14 protein-coding genes and 4 pseudogenes are annotated in these 16,834 nt (G+C 61.2%); 17 read left to right on the forward strand and 1 reads right to left on the reverse strand.

All coding sequences use genetic code 11. The annotated features are described in order from the left end of the window. Positions 1–178 precede the first annotated feature (178 nt). The 9 genes and pseudogenes from IVB50_RS37790 to IVB50_RS37835 form a co-directional block, all read left to right on the forward strand. Positions 179–400: pseudogene (locus IVB50_RS37790) on the forward strand (zincin-like metallopeptidase domain-containing protein); the annotation flags it as partial. A 119-nt stretch (positions 401–519) separates the two neighbouring features. Further along, positions 520–1,749 carry a site-specific integrase gene (locus IVB50_RS37795; protein ID WP_247299917.1) on the forward strand — a complete coding sequence of 410 codons (1,230 nt, stop codon included), beginning with the start codon at positions 520–522 and terminating at the stop codon, positions 1,747–1,749. Beyond that, on the forward strand, positions 1,746–3,122 hold the full coding sequence (locus IVB50_RS37800) for a tyrosine-type recombinase/integrase (protein WP_247299919.1): 1,377 nt from the start codon (positions 1,746–1,748) through the stop codon (positions 3,120–3,122). Before IVB50_RS37795 ends, IVB50_RS37800 begins: the two co-directional genes overlap by 4 nt. Next, positions 3,119–4,123 (forward strand): tyrosine-type recombinase/integrase, encoded by a 1,005-nt coding sequence (locus IVB50_RS37805; RefSeq protein ID WP_247299921.1) that lies wholly within the window; start codon positions 3,119–3,121, stop codon positions 4,121–4,123. The genes IVB50_RS37800 and IVB50_RS37805 overlap by 4 nt, the downstream gene beginning before the upstream one ends. 92 nt (positions 4,124–4,215) lie before the next feature. Then, positions 4,216–4,356 (forward strand): annotated as a pseudogene (locus tag IVB50_RS37810) (antirestriction protein ArdC); the annotation flags it as partial. 107 nt (positions 4,357–4,463) lie between these two features. Continuing rightward, a pseudogene (locus IVB50_RS37815) lies at positions 4,464–4,622 on the forward strand (DNA-binding protein); the annotation flags it as partial. 107 nt (positions 4,623–4,729) lie between these two features. Further along, positions 4,730–5,791: a toprim domain-containing protein gene (locus IVB50_RS37820; RefSeq protein WP_247299923.1), complete on the forward strand. Its 1,062-nt coding sequence runs from the start codon at positions 4,730–4,732 to the stop codon at positions 5,789–5,791. 330 nt (positions 5,792–6,121) lie between these two features. Continuing rightward, a complete protein-coding gene (locus tag IVB50_RS37825; RefSeq protein WP_247299924.1) occupies positions 6,122–7,045 on the forward strand; it encodes a DUF2493 domain-containing protein in 924 nt (307 codons plus the stop codon). Positions 7,046–8,204: 1,159 nt separating this feature from the next. Further along, positions 8,205–8,525 (forward strand): DUF736 domain-containing protein, encoded by a 321-nt coding sequence (locus IVB50_RS37835; RefSeq protein ID WP_018458991.1) that lies wholly within the window; start codon positions 8,205–8,207, stop codon positions 8,523–8,525. Positions 8,526–9,040: 515 nt separating this feature from the next. On the opposite strand, the gene IVB50_RS37840 is transcribed toward IVB50_RS37835, so the two are convergent. After that, positions 9,041–9,304: a helix-turn-helix transcriptional regulator gene (locus IVB50_RS37840; RefSeq protein ID WP_247300057.1), complete on the reverse strand. Its 264-nt coding sequence runs from the start codon at positions 9,302–9,304 to the stop codon at positions 9,041–9,043. A 77-nt stretch (positions 9,305–9,381) separates the two neighbouring features. On the opposite strand from IVB50_RS37840, the pseudogene IVB50_RS37845 reads away from it, so the two are divergent. The 8 genes and pseudogenes from IVB50_RS37845 (at position 9,382) to IVB50_RS37880 (ending at position 16,558) form a co-directional block, all read left to right on the forward strand. Further along, positions 9,382–9,658 (forward strand): annotated as a pseudogene (locus IVB50_RS37845) (DUF2285 domain-containing protein). Positions 9,659–10,055: 397 nt separating this feature from the next. Continuing rightward, complete coding sequence (locus IVB50_RS37850) at positions 10,056–10,691, forward strand: DUF2285 domain-containing protein (RefSeq protein WP_345946707.1); 636 nt, start codon at positions 10,056–10,058, stop codon at positions 10,689–10,691. A gap of 382 nt (positions 10,692–11,073) precedes the next feature. Then, positions 11,074–11,352 (forward strand): helix-turn-helix domain-containing protein, encoded by a 279-nt coding sequence (locus IVB50_RS37855; protein ID WP_018457391.1) that lies wholly within the window; start codon positions 11,074–11,076, stop codon positions 11,350–11,352. Positions 11,353–11,355: 3 nt separating this feature from the next. Continuing rightward, positions 11,356–12,258 carry a replication initiator protein A gene (locus tag IVB50_RS37860; protein WP_247299925.1) on the forward strand — a complete coding sequence of 301 codons (903 nt, stop codon included), beginning with the start codon at positions 11,356–11,358 and terminating at the stop codon, positions 12,256–12,258. A gap of 454 nt (positions 12,259–12,712) precedes the next feature. Continuing rightward, positions 12,713–13,177 (forward strand): DUF2840 domain-containing protein, encoded by a 465-nt coding sequence (locus IVB50_RS37865; protein WP_247299926.1) that lies wholly within the window; start codon positions 12,713–12,715, stop codon positions 13,175–13,177. A 26-nt stretch (positions 13,178–13,203) separates the two neighbouring features. Continuing rightward, a complete protein-coding gene (locus IVB50_RS37870; protein WP_247300061.1) occupies positions 13,204–13,683 on the forward strand; it encodes a S26 family signal peptidase in 480 nt (159 codons plus the stop codon). Beyond that, a complete protein-coding gene (locus IVB50_RS37875; protein ID WP_247299927.1) occupies positions 13,680–14,582 on the forward strand; it encodes a lytic transglycosylase domain-containing protein in 903 nt (300 codons plus the stop codon). Before IVB50_RS37870 ends, IVB50_RS37875 begins: the two co-directional genes overlap by 4 nt. A 251-nt stretch (positions 14,583–14,833) precedes the next feature. Beyond that, the gene (locus IVB50_RS37880; protein ID WP_247299928.1) at positions 14,834–16,558 is read left to right on the forward strand and encodes a DUF3363 domain-containing protein; all 1,725 of its coding nucleotides are present in this window, start codon (positions 14,834–14,836) and stop codon (positions 16,556–16,558) included. Positions 16,559–16,834 lie beyond the last annotated feature (276 nt).

A 16,834-nucleotide genomic window follows, 5' to 3' on the forward strand; every position in this document is an offset into this window, starting at 1 on the left:
CATCCGCGCCGCCGGGTCGGTTCCGGCCGGACGACAAACTGCTCGCGTTCCTTGAAGGGCTCTGATTATGCCGAACAGCCGCATGGCCAACACCGGGATGTCCAGCCTCCAACAGAGGCCATGCGGCATAATCTGGATCGCGGCATTATGCACGTTATGCCGATATCGGCATAAGGCGCATGCCAGCGGCCATCCGTCACGTCTCAACCGCGACATGTCGGGCAGCTTTGGTACCAAGAAGTATGCCTTCGAGGAGTTGGTCGCGGAAATTGCCTCCGCGTTCGGTTGCGCGTCGCTCGGTATCGTGCCAACGGTGCGGCACGCCGATTATATCGGTTCGTGGTTGGAGTAATGGCGAGCTTGCCATTATTCAAGTAATCAGCAGCAGATCATAATGTGAAGGAAGATTCTTAGCGCGGCCGGCTTGTGGAGATCGGCTAAAACGGCTTGCGATCTGCTGCGCATTATTTCCGGCATGAGACCCTCGGCTGTTGATCAAACACAGTTGAGGAAGCCTTCATGACACATGGATACAGCGCCCTTGTCTCGGAGCTTAGGGATGCTCTCACGCGACTGCGATATAACCGAGTTGCAGTTCATAACTATTGCCGCAACGCCGACCACTTTCTTGCGTATCTGACGGTACGCGAAATTGCTCTCGAAGCAGTCACGCCGGCCGACGTAACGGCTTATCTGCGGTTTGCGGTTCGACAATTTCGCAAGCGTCATGGCCGCGCTCCAGCTCGCTATTGGATAGGCATTCCCAGATCAGAAATCCACGCGCTGCTGAAACTCGCGTTGAAGCGCTGGCCACCTGAAACTGCGGCCATCAATGCTGGCGGGCGTCTTTGTCGAGAGGTGTGCGATCAGTATCAGACATGGCTGCGGGAGGAACGCGGGCTCGCCACGGCCTCGGTCGACGCCTTACTGTGGGAAGCTCGAAATTTTTGTGCTTGGCTCATCAAGCATTCGAACGCCAATTTTGCAGGCCTGACCGTCCGCGATCTCGATATTTACATGGATATGCGGGCTCGCGGGCTGACGCGGAAATCCTTGAAAGATGTCGCCGAGCGGCTTCGTTCGCTGCTGAAACATCTTCACAGGACAGGTCGCACCACGGCCGATCTCTCCCAGCACGTTATTGCTCCGCTGCTCTATGCCTATGAAGGCATCCCGTCCGCGTTAAGTTCGGATCATATCTCGATTGTCCTGAAATCTGTTCGAAAAGACCGGTCGCCGATGGGCTTGCGCGACTATGCCATCCTTCAGCTTCTTGCGACCTATGGGTTACGTTCCGGCGAGATAAGCCGTTTGCGGTTAGAAGACATCGATTGGCGGGCGGACATTCTGCACATCCGCCGCTCCAAAACGGGTGATCATTCTCTTCTGCCCTTGTTTGAGGTCGTTGGGGAAGCGCTGATCGAGTACCTCCGGCACGGCCGCCCTGAAACTGGTGTGCGGGAGATCTTTGTTCGCACCCGCGCACCCTACGTTCCCATGGTGCGCATTTATAACGAAGTCAGCCGGCGGATCGAGGCGGCAGGCGTCACACCAAGCGGCAAACGCGGCCCGCATACCTTCCGGCATGCACGTGCAGTCAGTCTGCTACGGGCGTCGGTCCCGCGAAAGCTGATCGGAGACGTATTGGGTCATCGTTCAACGGAATCGACGATCCCCTACCTGAAACTTGCCACGGAGGACCTGCGCGCAATCGCCCTAGAGATCCCGGGACAGGAGGTGCGCTCATGAACGCTTGGCCCGACACCGATGGCAGAACGATTGCCCGTTATCTTGGTCGGCTCCGGCTACGCTGCTCGACCAGTCCGATCTATTACCGTCAGGCGCTCCGAACCTTCCAGGAAGTGGTTGTCCGGGATCAGCGCACACCCGGACAGCTTGGCCGAGAAGTGCTCGAAACGTGGTTGCGCGAATATGCCATGCACTGGCCCATGGCGACGCTGCTGCATCGCGCCCGCATCGTCAATCGCTTCCTCGACTTCCTCGTGGGGGAAGCGCTGATCGTCAGCAATCCCATTGCTGATTTGCGTGCCGAGTACCATGCGAAAAGCGACAAGGCTATCGTGCGGTCGCTGCTCGCGCCCGATCCCGATCAGGCACTCGAAGCGCTACGGCAGTTCCCGCCGTTCAGCAGTGTTCTCGGCGACCTCATGCGCAACCACATCGCGCTGATGCAGGCGAGAGGTTATCGCTATCAGACGCAGACCCGCTGGTTCTGGCGGTTCGATCGCTTCTTGCAAGCGCATCCGGAGTTGGCGGGAGAGTCAGTATCGATCATGTTGCAGCACTGGGCGGCCGCGCGATCAACCGCCAACCATGCCGCCGAATGCGAAAAGCTCGCTCGTGCCTTGGCCAAGGCACAGCATCATCTCGATCCCAGCACCAAACCAAGGCGTCCGGATCCCCGTCCTGCACAACAGGTCGCGCGACATTGGCGTCGGCCATATATTTACAGCGCGCAAGAGGTTCGCCGTCTCCTCGACATCGCTCTGACCTACCCCTCTCCACGCTCACCGTTGCGGCCGATCAGCCTCTACACCATGCTGGTCCTGAACTATTGCGCGGGATTGCGGTTGGGAGAACTCGCACGCCTGAACCTTGCCGATATCGATCTGCAGGTTGGCACGATTACCATCCGGGAGACGAAGTTCTTCAAATCGAGGATCTTGCCATTGGCTGACAGTGCGTTGTCGGCGCTGCGGGAATATCTGGAGGCGAGACGCAAGGCGAAGATGCCACAAAGCCCCGAATCTGGCCTGTTCTGGCACGATCAGGGCAATGCGCGCTACACGTCGCACGCCATCGCCGGTTGCCTTGTCGACATCCTGCGGCGTGCCGGACTCAAGGCGGCGAAAGGCAAGACTGGCCCTCGCATCCACGACCTGCGTCACTCGTTTGTGGTGAACCGCATTCTCGAATGGTACCGCGCCGGCATCAATCCGCAGGACAAGCTTCCATTCCTCGCGACATATCTGGGGCACCGCGATATCCACTCGACGCTGGTTTACATCACGGTCACCCAGGAACTCCTTCAGCAAGCAAACGAACGCTTCCGGACGTTCGCGTCACATTGCCTGCACGCGTCAGAGGGGGTGCAGCCATGAAACCGGTCGACCCGTTCCCGAGGCTGCTTCATGCCTTCTTTTACGAGTGGATGGTTCAGCAGCGAAATGCCTCTGCGCACACCGTTCGGTCCTACCGTGACACATGGCGCCTGTTCCTCAGGTTCGTGGCTCAACGCCGACGCCGGCCGATAGCCCAGCTCGCACTGGGGGACCTGACGGCCTCCGAGGTCAAGACCTTCCTGCAATACACCGAGCAGGAACGCGGAGATACGATTGGCACGCGCAACTGTCGCCTGTCCGCATTACGTAGCTTCTTTAGCTTCGTTGCTGACCGCGAGCCGACGGCTATCGAGCAATGCACCCAGATTCTGCACGTGCCCATGAAGAAAGCGCCGATCCATGCGCCGTGCTATCTGGAGCCCGAGGAGGTGAAGGCCATTCTGGCGCAGCCCGACCGCTCGACGATTGAGGGGCAACGCGACCACGCGCTCTTCTGCTTCCTCTACAATACCGGCGCGCGCATCCAGGAGGCGCTCGATGTTTGCCCGCGGGCGATCCGGTTCGACTCGCCAACCTGCGTGCGTCTTTACGGCAAGGGACGAAAAGAACGGCTGAGCCCTCTTTGGCCAGAAACCGTGTCGTTGCTAAGATCGCAGCTCATGCGACAGCCGAGGGCCGACGACGAGCTCATCTTCGTCAATCGGTATGGTGTCCCGCTCGGCGCATCGGGCGTCCGCTTCAAACTGGCGCAATACGTCGAAGCGGCAGCGAAGATCATGCCGAGCCTGGCCTCAAAGCACGTAACACCTCATAGCTTCCGTCATGCGACGGCGGTGCATCTGGTAGCGGCAGGCGTTGACGTCACTGTGATCCGAAGCTGGCTCGGCCATGTCAGCCTCGACACCACAAACCACTACGCTCAGGCAAATCTGGAAACAAAGCGCCTGGCGTTGGAGCGCCTCGAAAGCCCGTCACGATCGGCAAAACGACCATCGTGGAAACAGGACCAGAGCGTTCTGGCCTGGCTCGATACCCTTTAGCGGCAAGGAAATAATGTGGAGGAGATCGCGCACTATCCCAGCATAACACCGGAAACGTGGTGCTCCTTCACATTATGATCTGCTGCTGATTACTTGACGTACTGCGCGAGGACAATCGTGCAATTGTCCGGGCCGCTTCACAGGCCAGCAAGGTCGCGGACTATCTCCTTGGATTCTTGCCAGCACCCGCTGCCGACATGAAGGCGGAAAAAGCGGACCAGGAAGCGGCGTGAGACTCCACCGGGTCACCGCGGGCACGAGAGTGAGAGGGCGGGTCGTTTTCCGCGACGGGTTGGAGGTCGAGAGAGAGGCTCTCGGCCGCCCGTCGTGGAGAATCGATATGACGAAGGCTGTCCAACAAGTCGCGCTCTCCCCCTCGCGTGACATTCCGTTCAGCAAGCTGGTCCTCAGCCCGTCCAACGTCCGGCATGTGCAGGCGGGCATTTCCATCGAGCAGCTCGCGGAAAGCATCGCGCATCGCACGCTGCTGCAAAGCCTCGTGTGCGGGCGGTTGTTCGTGCGTACGGTTGCTAGCGGTGTGGAGGTCCTGTCGAAAGTGCTCGACCCCTATCCGATCACGCGCATCAGTGAGCGGGAGGCCGCCTGATGTTCAGCAAGCCTTGCGAGTTAGCACGCCGCCTCGCGCGCGAGGCCGAGGCGGTGTGCCGACACTATCTCTCCAATGGAAAGAGGGAGGGGCGGTACTGGCTGGTCGGCGATGTCCACAACGCCCCAGGGCGCTCACTGTTCGTGCGGCTCCAGGACTCACGGAAAGGCTCCGCCGGAAAATGGACTGACGCCGCAACCGGGGAACATGGCGATCTCCTCGACGTCATCCGTGAAACCTGCGGCTTGCGCGATTTCCGGGAGGTCGCAGAGGAGGCGAGGCGCTTTCTGAGGCTGGCTCGTACTGAACCGGAACTCGTCCCGAAACCCGTTCGTCCCTTAGGACCGGCCGGATCGCAAGACGCGGCAAGACGACTCTTTATGAGATCGCAACCGATCGAGGGGACGCTGGCCGAGACATATTTGCAGCGTCGCGGGATCGCCCACCTGCACCATGGTGGCAGCCTGCGTTTCCATCCGCGCTGCTATTATCGGCCCGACGAACACCTGCCAGCCGAGACCTGGCCGGCGATGATCGCCTGCGTCACGGATCTCGAAGGCAGGATCACTGGCGTGCATCGCACCTGGCTCGACCCTGACGGCTTTGATCGCATTCGGCTGGGCAAAGCTCCGATCGATACGCCGCGACGCGCGATGGGCGATCTCCTGGGGAACGCGGTTCGCTTCGGCGTGGTGGACGACGTGCTCGCTGCCGGCGAGGGAATCGAAACCATGCTGTCGCTACGTTACGTGTTGCCGATCATGCCAATGCTGGCTGCGCTCTCGGCCAATCATCTCTCCGCCATGGTTCTTCCGACCGGGCTGCGCCGGCTCTACATCGCCCGCGATGTCGATGCCGCTGGCGATGCGGTGCAGGCGACCCTCAGCCAGCGCGCAGCGGACGCCGGCATTGAAGCGGTCACGCTGTCGCCCCGGCTGGGCGACTTCAACGAAGATCTGCATGTCTTCGGTGTCCATGCTCTCCAAGCAGCGTTGCAGCTCCAGCTCGTGCCAGAGGACGTCGTTCGCTTCCTGCATCCCTCGACTGTACCCGCGGAATAGCTTCCGGTCCTTGATCGACGTCGATCGGCCAGTCATAGGCGAGGCCAATACCGGAAGAGGACGCGACCTCGGCCTTCTAGAGAGCGATCGGACGGCAGGCGGAGCGCGCCGGCAATGGCTACGGCCGGCTATTTTCCGCCGCGCGCCAGTGATGTGAAGACACATCATTGGGTTCGCCGCGCGCTTTGCATCGCGAAGCAAAATAGCCGGCCTCCGCCATCCTCCGCTGCCGCTTCGGCCCTTTCGGGTTCTGGCACGCTTCGGCCGCCGTCAGAGGATCGCCACGAAGGCGGCGATAGTCGCGGCCGATCCGGCAAAGGACCTCTTCCCATGACCGACCATGACGACGTCGAACCGCTGCACAACTCTTCTCCGACCGACCAAGTCATCACCGAACTCCAGCTCTTCGGCTATCACCCCTTCGACGACCAGCCCGATCCAAGACCACTCCCAGAGGGCAAGATGGTTGGCGGCGCCGTCGCCGATATCTTCGACGCCCTGGTCGCGACCTTGAGCGACACCCGGCTTGAGCCGGACCTTGACGATCTGCTCTGGTCGACCGTCAACCTGTTCCATCGTGCCGTCGAGCGCGTCGAAAGGCAGCTCGATAACAACGAACAAGCGCAGCACAAGAGCCAACGCGAGCAGAACGGGTCCGAGGTGCGATCGGTCGAACTCGAGCGCCTGACCGCCGAAGGCGTCACGCTGATCGAACGCCGCAACTGCCTGGAACTCTTCCGTGACCAGGCCATCGAACAATTTGAGGTCAACACCGGCGCATCCTGGCGCCCGCGATCGGGATCATTGGTCAACCACCGCACGTTCACCGCAGCGATGATCGACTCCCGCGACTTCATTGCCGCCAAACGCCGCGCCGAAACCGAGGTCTTGTTGCCACCCGGGCCGAAAATCGCACTCACCGGCGGGCTCGACTTCAATGACCACAACCTCATCTGGGATCGCCTCGACAAGGTTCATGCCAAGCACCCGGACATGGTCCTCCTGCATGGCGGCTCTCCCAAGGGCGCCGAACTGATCGCCTCCAAATGGGCGACCAATCGCAAGGTCCCACAGATCGCTTTCAAGCCGGACTGGACGAAACACGCCAAGTCGGCGCCGTTCAAGCGCAACGACGCCGTGCTCGAACTCCTGCCGATCGGCGTCATGCATTTCCCGGGCACGGGAATTCAGGACAATCTCGCTGACAAGGCGAAGCGGCTCGGTATTCCCGTTTGGAAGTTCGGCGGCGCATGAGCGCCGTCGAAGACGCCAAGGTGGCGTTGCACGCCGCAACTCCGCCTCGTTTCGATTTTAGGTCCGAAGCCGCGCCGCGGTGGTGGTGGAGGCGCGACCAATACGTCTATGCATTGGAGCCACCGCCATGCTCGCCCTTGGGCTTGCCCTCAACACGCTCGGCATCGGTTTGTTCTGCTGGCTGATCCTTGCGCTGGCGGTCTATGCCTTGCCGTTTTTCGTCGCGCTCAGTGTCGGAATATCGGCATTTTCGCGATGGCGCGGGCCTCTTCGGCGCACTGCTTATCGGAATTGCTTCTGGCGCGCTGACGCTTGCCGCTGGTCAGCTCACTCTCGCGGTTAATCGGTCCTTGACCTTGCGCGTCCCGGTCGCAACCGTCTTCGCGGTCCCGCGGCAATCGCCGGCTACCATGTGGTGTTTGCCCTGTCCCAGATCGGGGTGCGTTCGCCGAGCTGGCGGGAGGCCTTCGCTTGCGTAGGTGCGCTTTGCATCGGCGGCACGGCATGGGCGCGTTTGACCGCTTCGCGAGGCCCCCCACCGTCTCACTCGGCCGGGGTGGTGGAGAATACACCTCGACCAATTCTTCCAGCCGCCACGCTCGAGCGATGAGGCTGCGTCGTCATCAGGTCGAGCAAGCTCGCACAGAGACCAGGTTGAACGAGACGGCGTCGAGCTCGAGCGAAAGGCAACCGCGTCTCCCTTCGAAGCCTTTATGCAAGGCCCACCAATCTCTGTCTGGCTCGCATAGCTGCGTGGGGCGCACCGCGCTCGATCATTCCTGCGGGAGACGATACCGCCCTTTGCGGCAGATTGTTTCTCCTTCTGCGCCGGCCCGTCCCGACCTCTTGCTCAGAACAACCGAAATTTGCCACTCATCTCCTTAGGATTGCGGTTCAGCGCGCGGACGCACGTGGCCTCCTTGATGGCTCGATCTGGCCCAAGAGCGGCTGCGCCTCGATCGTCTGAGCCGCAACGCCGTTGATGCGACTTTCTTCCCCTGGGCTTGCGCCCATTCCTCGCGAGACAAGAAAGTCGCTCCAACGGCGTCCTCCGCTGCGCTCCGGCCTGCTAGCGGGTGCGTCGCCGATCGTCTTCGGCCTTTAGATCGCCATCGAGGCCGCGGTGGTCGCGGGCTCGAAACACAACAGGAGAAGTGACATGGCTAACATCGGTTCTTTCAAGAAAGTCGGCAACGATTTCCAGGGCGAGATCGTCACCCTGAGTTTGCAGGCCAGGGGCGTCCGCATCGTCGCCGAGACCAACCGCTCCAACGATAACGCTCCCAGCCACCGCATCTATGTGGGCCGGGCGGAGATCGGGGCAGCCTGGTCCAAGCGCTCCGAGGAGGGCCGCGATTACCTCTCGCTCAAGCTTGACGACCCGTCGTTCAACGCGCCGATCTACGCGAACCTGTTCGATGACGAAGGCGGAGAGGGCTACACGCTCCTGTGGTCGCGCCCGCGCAAGAACGGGGAGTGAGGCTCGGTCCAAAGCCCCGCCTGAGTTGATCGGGCGGGGCTTCTTTTCCAGCCTAAGGCGGCAAGATGATCACGCTGCTGTTCCATTGGAGCGGTTCTCACATCACCTCTCGTGGGTACCGATATCTATTTTGGTCTGGTCAATGCCGGTATCGTAGACAGCTTGCTCTTGGGGCAGCGAGGGGCTTTGCGGAGCCCGGGGACCGAGCGCCTCAACCTCATAAGTCACCGCTGCAGCGCTAACGCTTTGCTGACCTTGCATCGGGCGTCTAATCGGGCGGAGGCACAATCGGAATGGCAAGTTCGGCGTCTACGCGGTCCCGTTTTGACCATCATCTTGAAGCCCTTCACTCACGCTTGAGCATTGCCGGATGGATTGTAAGGGCAGGAGGCTACACCCTCCTTAGGTCCGACCGCATAAAACCGGCAAGCAGAGCTCGAACAAAAACCTCGTCGAACCGCTCGTGCGAGGCTTCTTGCAGGCGGCAGGGGAACGTCTCGCCGCGGTACGATGCTCTACTGGTCAATCTTTTTTCCTCTTCGGTGCTTTAGGAAGCTCCTGGAGAACTCCTGGTCCGGTAAGACAAGATTCACGTGGCTAACACCCAGTGTGGTTGCGAGTTCGAACAGCGTCACCACGGTGGGAATGCGCCGACCTTGTTCCAATCCGCTGATATATTGTTGCGTGAAGCCGGACGCCTCTGAGAATTTCTCCTGCGTGAAGCCTTTCTGCTTCCGCAGTTTTAAAAAATTCCGACCCACCAACTTGCGCATATCCATCGGCGCAAGTTGCTTCTTCACATTGAACTGAGGAACCGTGCCTGCGCACGTCTATTGTCGATCTTGCGAGATTTACCATGCAAACACCGCCCCTTGAGCCGCATGTCGCCGCCTGCGCCCCCACAGATCCAGCGCTCACATCCTATGATGAGGAGCATCTGGTGACGTACTGGCGCCTTCTCGACGCCGCGGCAGATGGCGCCGACTGGAAGGAAGTGGCCCGAATCGTGCTGCACATTTGATCCGGACCGAGAATCGATGCGGGCGCAAACTGCATTCGAGAGCTATTTGAGGCGCGCTAGATGGCTGGCAGATCACGGCTACCGTCATCTGGTTGCGCGGTGGCGCAGGTAGATAGCAGGATTTGGCCATCCGAGTTGAGAAGTCAATTCTCTCCGACCATCATGGATCTTCTTGAGCATCACTTGGTGATCGCTTCCACGGCAACTTGGCACTCCCACAGCCCTTATTGACCGGCTATCGAGTCAATCGCGCTTGGAGAGTTCAGCCCGGAGTAGATGCGGTCGAGCGCACAATCACGCACGAATTTTGCTCGCCTTCTCCTCGACCAGTTGGGCGGGTCGAACTTCCAGAGCCTGCGAGACTTGCCAGATCGTAAGCAGGGTCACGTTTTGCAACCCTCTCTCCATTGATGAACGCGCGGTCGACACCCATGCGCTCTGCCACCGCCTCTTGGGTCAGGCGCAGGTCTAACCGAAATCGACGCGTGTTTGCTCCAAAAAGCTTGCGGATGTCCATCCGCAGGATAGGAAGCATTCGCGTATTTGGCGCTGCTTTCACCCATGACCCGCAAGGGTCTTTCTACGAGCAGACCATCTTCTGGGCGCCCGAGGCGATGCCAACGGTGGTGCCGATCGTTCGGAGCGCGTCCGGCTCTCAAGGTTCGGACGTAGTACTTCCGCTTGCTGACCTTACGTCGGCCACCATGAGGCAAGCACCGGACGGCTGGCATGCCCTCTTGCTGGTCCAGGGCGCGCAGCATCGATTATGGCTCAGAGAGGCCCCGCACCTCGGTACCGGATATGCCACCGAATTGCCGCTTGACGAGAATTTCGTCGCGCGCGCCCACGCCGCACATCGCTTATGGCGAGCGCTGAACGGCCGCCCGCCGGGACCTGCCTTTCATCGGCTTTCGGCCCAGCAGCGGAAAAGGCTCGGCCTGGCTCTGCGAGCGCGGGATGGGCATGAGGATGGCGCATCCTATCGAACGATCGCCGAGGTGATGTTCGGCAAAAGGCGGCTCATCGACCGCGGCTGGAAGACCCACGACCTGCGCAGCCGTACCATTCGCCTGGTCAAAGCCGGTCGCTTCATCGTGCGTACCGGCTACCGTGCATTGTTTCGATCGAGATCCCGCAAGAAATAGATCTGGATAGCGTACAACTGATGCAACCAGGTCAGGTTTGGCGCCTCTCGCCCTCCCGCTGACTGCACCGGCGGGCGGCCCGCGGTCGGATCTTACGCCTCATGCGTGCCGATCGCCTGCGGCGCATCGGAGCGCGTCGAACTTTCCCGCACCACGCCCAACAGCTGAGACGTCCCTGGCTGCGCAGCAGAATCGTCGGCCGATTGCTGACTACCAAAGCCTGCAGTCCTCTTTTGCCGATCGCAACGCGAAACCAAAAGGAGGGGTGCCGAAATCGTCCTAACAATGTTCGGCATCCCCTCACGTGCGTTCGCTCCTCCATGATGTCCGTCGACGCGCGATCAAACTCCGTCGCGCTCCATGACATCACGGGAGCGATCCGATGCCCGACCCGAACGCCGGCACGCCGCAGCGCTATCTTCGCACACCAGAAGCGGCACGCTTTCTTGGCCTCTCCGGCCGCACCCTCGAAAAGCATCGCACCTATGGCACAGGTCCGACCTACCGCAAGCTAGGCGGCCGCGTCGTCTACGCGCTCGAAGACCTGAAAGCATGGGTGGACCGCGGCGCCAAAACGTCGACCAGCGATCCCGGGGTTGGCACGGTCTTGCCCGCCAAGCGGCACGCGCCCATCGCCTACGCAGGCAAGGAGCGGCGCTGACCCATGCCGGACAGCAACTCCTTTGCGCGCTGGCGGCGCAACTCAGAACGGGATCAGCTCGATCTGTTTCGCGCTCTTCCCGGTGATCTCGCGCCGCGCGACGCGCAAGACCTAATGGCTTATCCGTTCTTTTCGCTGGCGAAGTCAAAGCGGACCGTTCCCATCGATTTCGGGGCCGGGACAATCAAAATCCGTGTCGAAGCTGTGCCGGAACATGGCATGGCAACCATCTGGGATGCGGACGTGCTGATCTGGGCCGCCTCGCAAATTATCCAGGCGCGTGACGCAGGTTTGAAGACGTCGCGGTTGATGGCCGCCACCCCTTACGAGATCCTGACTTTCGTTGGACGCGGCACAAGCGTGCGCGACTACGATCGCCTCAAGGCTGCGCTCGACCGCTTGCAATCGACCACCGTGATGACATCCATTCGCCAGCCGACCGAGCGCCGGCAGCATCGGTTCTCGTGGATCAACGAATGGAAAGAGACGGCGGATATGCACGGCCGCGCCCGCGGGCTCGAGCTGATCCTGGCAGACTGGTTCTACACGGGTGTTCTGAACGAAGCGCTCGTGCTGACGATCGACCGCGCATATTTCGATCTGACTGGCGGACTGGAGCGCTGGCTTTATCGCCTCGTGCGCAAGCACGGCGGCCGCCAAAAGGGCGGCTGGAGCTTTGATCTTGTGCACCTCCACGCCAAATCGGGCTGCCTATCGCCACTCAAGCACTTCGCATACGACCTGCGCCAGATCGTTCGACAGCAGAGATTGCCAGGATATGAACTGGTCATCTCGCACGACCCAAATGGGACGGAACGGCTGAACTTCGCTCCCACTCCGGTCGACCCGCTTACCCACCGGCTGCGCAAGCGCGGGCTGATCTCTGGCTCGGGGGAAAACCTGTGAATCCCGCCGTGCTATCAGGGACCAGCGCCACCGTGCCATCGGGGACCGAAAACGCGTGCGATCAGGGACCGCTATCGCGGAAAAGCCCTTGCCACAGAGGAGCTTCCGCTTCCTCTAACTTTCCTAACCAGGAATCCTTCGGATTCCTTCTAACGGACCCCCAGTCCACGTCGCGGCAGAGTTCGTGGCTGTCCGGTGAGCCTACCACGTGCGCCAACCTCCGCACGACAGCGGCTGAGCTGCGTCTTGGTTCGTGCCAATGGGTCTTCGCAGTCCTGGACCTGCAGGATCGTTGTCTCCTCTTCAGGCGCGCTTCGCGTTCTGACGCGACCGTGCGCGCGAACCAGTCGTGCTTCGCCCCGCTTGTCGTCTGCCTATCACGCCTCCTCGTCCTGGACTTCAGATCGCCACGTCTCAGCACCGCGCGTGCCGTCTTGCGACATGGATTTTCAATATGAATGATCTCACTACGGTTGAGCTCTTGTGGCTCGAGAAACGCATCGAAAACCGCACTCGGTTCGGCCGGCCTACATCGGAAACGATCATCGACCATCACCGGCGTGTTCTTTCATTTGCGCCTGGGAGCATTTTTGCGTTCGTACGCTGGAGCTCCAATGACTTCGGAACCGTACTGTCACGCATCGATATTCTGCGCGCGTGCGCGCCAGGGCAGCGCTACTCGACCGTGCCTTGGATCAGTCCGGGCGGCGAGAGCCTGCTGAGATTGTCCGGTTGGCCGAAGGTCGAACGTGTCCTGCAGCTGATCGAGGCGGTGGAAGCACTCGGCATCGATCCTGCCGACGCGGCGCCCGACTACTGGCACCACGCGCATAACCGCCTTTCGGTGAATGAGACTCCGCGAAGCTACACCCGTGCGCGTCACCAGGCGTGGCTCCGGCGCCAAAGGGTGACACTCTGATGGGCCGGCTGATAACAATTCTTGCAATGTGCGGGGGCACGGCTCTTGCGCTCTCCGCCGACCGGGGCACAGCGCCATGGTATATTTGGAACGCTTCGCATAGCGTGCCGATCGGTCTTTACCGCTTGCAGCCGGTAGAGCGTCTCCGTGTCACCTCGCTCGTAGCCGTTCGCCCGCCTGACCCGCTTGCGGCCTTCCTTGATTTGAACGGGTATCTGCCGCTCGGCATTCCCATGCTCAAGCGGGTCTTGGCGCTCCCGGGGCACACCGTCTGCAGACGAGAACTCGCCATCCTCGTCGACGGCATCGAGATGGGCGAGGCCCGCGAGCGTGATGGCCGTGGGCGGCCTTTGCCCGCATGGCAAGGATGCCACGTCCTGACGGCCGACCAGATCTTTCTGATGAACTGGCAATCGGCCGATTCTTTTGATGGCCGCTATTTCGGGCCGATCGCGGCCTCCGCCGTCATCGGCCGGGCTTTGCCAGTGTGGACAAAGGACGAATGACCATGCTCGCCTCGCTTCATCGACTTGCAGCTTCATCATGCTTCCGCGGACCACAATCCCTTTGCTCATTCCCGGCCAAGCTCGTCAGCAGATGCGGGCGCGCCGATGATGATCAGCTGCAAAGCCCGCACGTTGACTTCTCTCAGGCTGCGCTCGAGGCGATGCGGGCATGCCGTCCATCCCTGCGTATCCTCGTGGCATTCCTGGCAGCTTTTGCAGCTGTCGAATTGCCGTCGAGCTGTCGAGCCCAATCCGAATTGCAGGCGCCTGCTCCGCCCTCAACATGCCTTGGCAAATTCGTCCCATATGCGGCCTTCATTGCCGAGGCGTCGCGCCGGTTTGCAGTTCCCGTGCAATTGGTTTGTGCCGTGATCCAGGTCGAAAGCAGTGGCAAAGCGCACGCAGTGTCATCTCGAGGTGCGCTGGGCTTGATGCAAATCATGCCAGGGACGTGGGTCGACCTGAGCGCCCGCTACAATCTAGGCATCGACCCCTTTGACCCCCATGACAACATTTTCGCCGGGGCCGCCTACCTGCGAGAGATGCTGGACCGGTTCGGCTCGGACGGATTTCTCGCCGCCTACAACGCAGGCCCCCAGCGCTACGCGAAGCATCTGACGACGGGGCGCGCGCTGCCTGAAGAAACCCTGGCCTACCTGAACAAACTCGAGCCATTGACCGGCATCATACAGCGCTGGCGCGATACTTCGGTCCCTAGTCACGGCACAAATTGGAAGCAAGCCAAGCTGTTCGTTCCGCGATTTTATCGCTGGTCGAGCGAACGGAGCTCGGCATCCGCGCTGCACGAAACGCCTTCATCGAAAGACAGGCTGAATTCCCACACGACTGAACTTTTGCCCCATGCGACTGGCCTTTTCGTGCGCGATCGGGGAAGGTGAAGTCTCAATGGCGATAATCGCATCTCCTCGCACGCCATCGCAAGGTCTCGCATTTTGGAAAGTGATGAGGACACGGGCGGAAGGAGCGGACCGGGGATGGCAGGATAAAAGCCGCAAGGTGCGGCCGGTCGGTTGTGAGAAATCTGGCTTTAGTTTCAATCATCCAATGCAACTTGCGAATCTTGAGCGCACATTTTCAGTTTTGCCAAATTGCAGCCGCGGCTCAGCTTTTTGCACTCTGCCGGCAAACCATGGCCGGTAAGGACGACTTCCGAATCCGCCCTGGCCGCATTCGCTCTACGCGAGCGCCGGGGGCAAAGCCGTTTCTGGCGCAGGCCCTCAGAGCCGCGCAGAAGGCCGGCGGTCTGTCACGCGGCTATCGTCGTGGAACAAACTTCGGACGTGGGCGGGCCGCGAGCCTTGCAGCGTCCAGACTGCTCAGCAACCGGTCTCGCGGCGCCATGGTCAAGGCGCGGGTGGTTCGCCAAATGCGCACGCCCGGGGCGCTGCGGGCCCATCTTGGTTATCTGCAGCGTGACGGCGTCACCCGGGACGGGGCGCCAAGCAAGCTCTTTGATGCTCTCGGAGATGAAGCAGACGGCCGCGGCTTCGCCGAACGCTGCGAGGGTGACCGGCATCATTTCCGCTTCATCGTTTCGCCCGATGATGCAGGCGAGCTCACCAGCCTGCGCAGCTTCACCCGTGAGCTCATGGATCAGGCCTCACGCGACCTTGGAACGCGCCTCGAATGGGTCGCGGTCGATCACTGGAATACGGAACACCCGCACATTCATATTCTCGTGCGCGGCCGCGCCGATGATGGAAAAGACCTCGTCATCAGTCGCGACTACATCGCAAACGGCTTGCGGGCCCGAGCCGGCGATCTCGTCACCCGCGAATTGGGTCCCCGATCCGAGCTCCAGATCCGCGAAGCGCTGGAAGCCGAGGTGAGCGCCGAGCGCTGGACCAGGCTCGACCGGGTGCTCGCGCGGCAAGCGGCATTGGCCGATGGGGTCATCGATTTAAGGCCGGAACGGGATGGTGCCCGGGACCCGTTACGAGACATTCGGATCGGGCGGATGCGGATGCTGGAGCGCCTGGGTGTGGCAGAGCCGGCAGGGCCCGCTCGCTGGGTCTTGGCCGAAGACGCCGAGCCACGCCTGAGAGCGCTTGGCGAGCGCGGCGACATCATCAAGCGGCTGCACAAGGCGATTGCCAAGGATGGTATCGCACGCTCACCGTCCTCCTTTGCGCTCGAAGGCGAGCATCACGGTCAACCGATCATTGGCCGTCTCGTCGCCCGCGGACACGACGACGAATTGAGGGGCAATGCCTTTGCCATTGTCGACGGCATAGACGGGCGCGTCCATCACCTCAAACTCCCCGATATCGAGGCGGCTGGCGACGGGCCGATTGGAGGCGTCGTGGAGCTCCGCCGCTTTGAGGATGCGAGGGGACGGACACGCATCGCACTCGCGGTAAGATCGGAACTCGTCCTCGAAAAGCAGGTCACCGCGGAAGGTGCCACATGGCTCGACCGGCAGCTTGTGGCGCGCGAGCCTGCTGAGTTCTCGCGCGCCGGTTTTGGCGCAGAGGTCCGGGCAGCCCTGGAACAGCGGATTGATGTGCTGGCAGAGTACGGGCTTGCACAGCGGCACGGCGACAAGGTGCGGCTTGGCCGCAATCTGATCGAGACCTTGCGAAGTCGCGAGCTCGATCGCGCCGGCCGGCGCCTCGCGGAGGAGACGGGGCTTACGCATCTGCCTGCTCGATCAGGTGAACAGGTTTCGGGGACATACCGACAGCGGCTTTCCCTCGCCTCGGGGCGCTTTGCCATGATTGATAATGGGCTCGGCTTTCAGCTCGTGCCTTGGGCTCCTTCACTAGAGCGGGAACTGGGCAAACAGGTGAGCGGGATCGCAGGTCCAGGCAATGTCGATTGGTCCTGGGGCCGCAAACGGGGCCTGTCACTTTGACTGGCAGTTTCTCCGCTGGGCTGCGATCCACGACTGCGGCGCTAGCTGCGGCTGCGCTCGCCCACGTACAAGCGAAGCCCGCTGTCCTTTTGTCGCTAGAAGAAGTTCGCTGTAGTCGCGCTCACTGCAACCACGCCCCAGCGGGTCTTGGGGGGCCGGGACATTCGCCGCATAGCGGCGAGACGGGGTTCTCTCAGCTCGCGAACCTCTCGCTGGTTCGACCATTCTGCGTGCCCGGTTCCGAGCAACTGTCTCCTCCTGGATATCTTGATGCAG

The sequence above is a fragment of the Bradyrhizobium sp. 87 genome (assembly GCF_023073015.1).
GTDB classification, from domain to species: domain Bacteria; phylum Pseudomonadota; class Alphaproteobacteria; order Rhizobiales; family Xanthobacteraceae; genus Bradyrhizobium; species Bradyrhizobium canariense_D.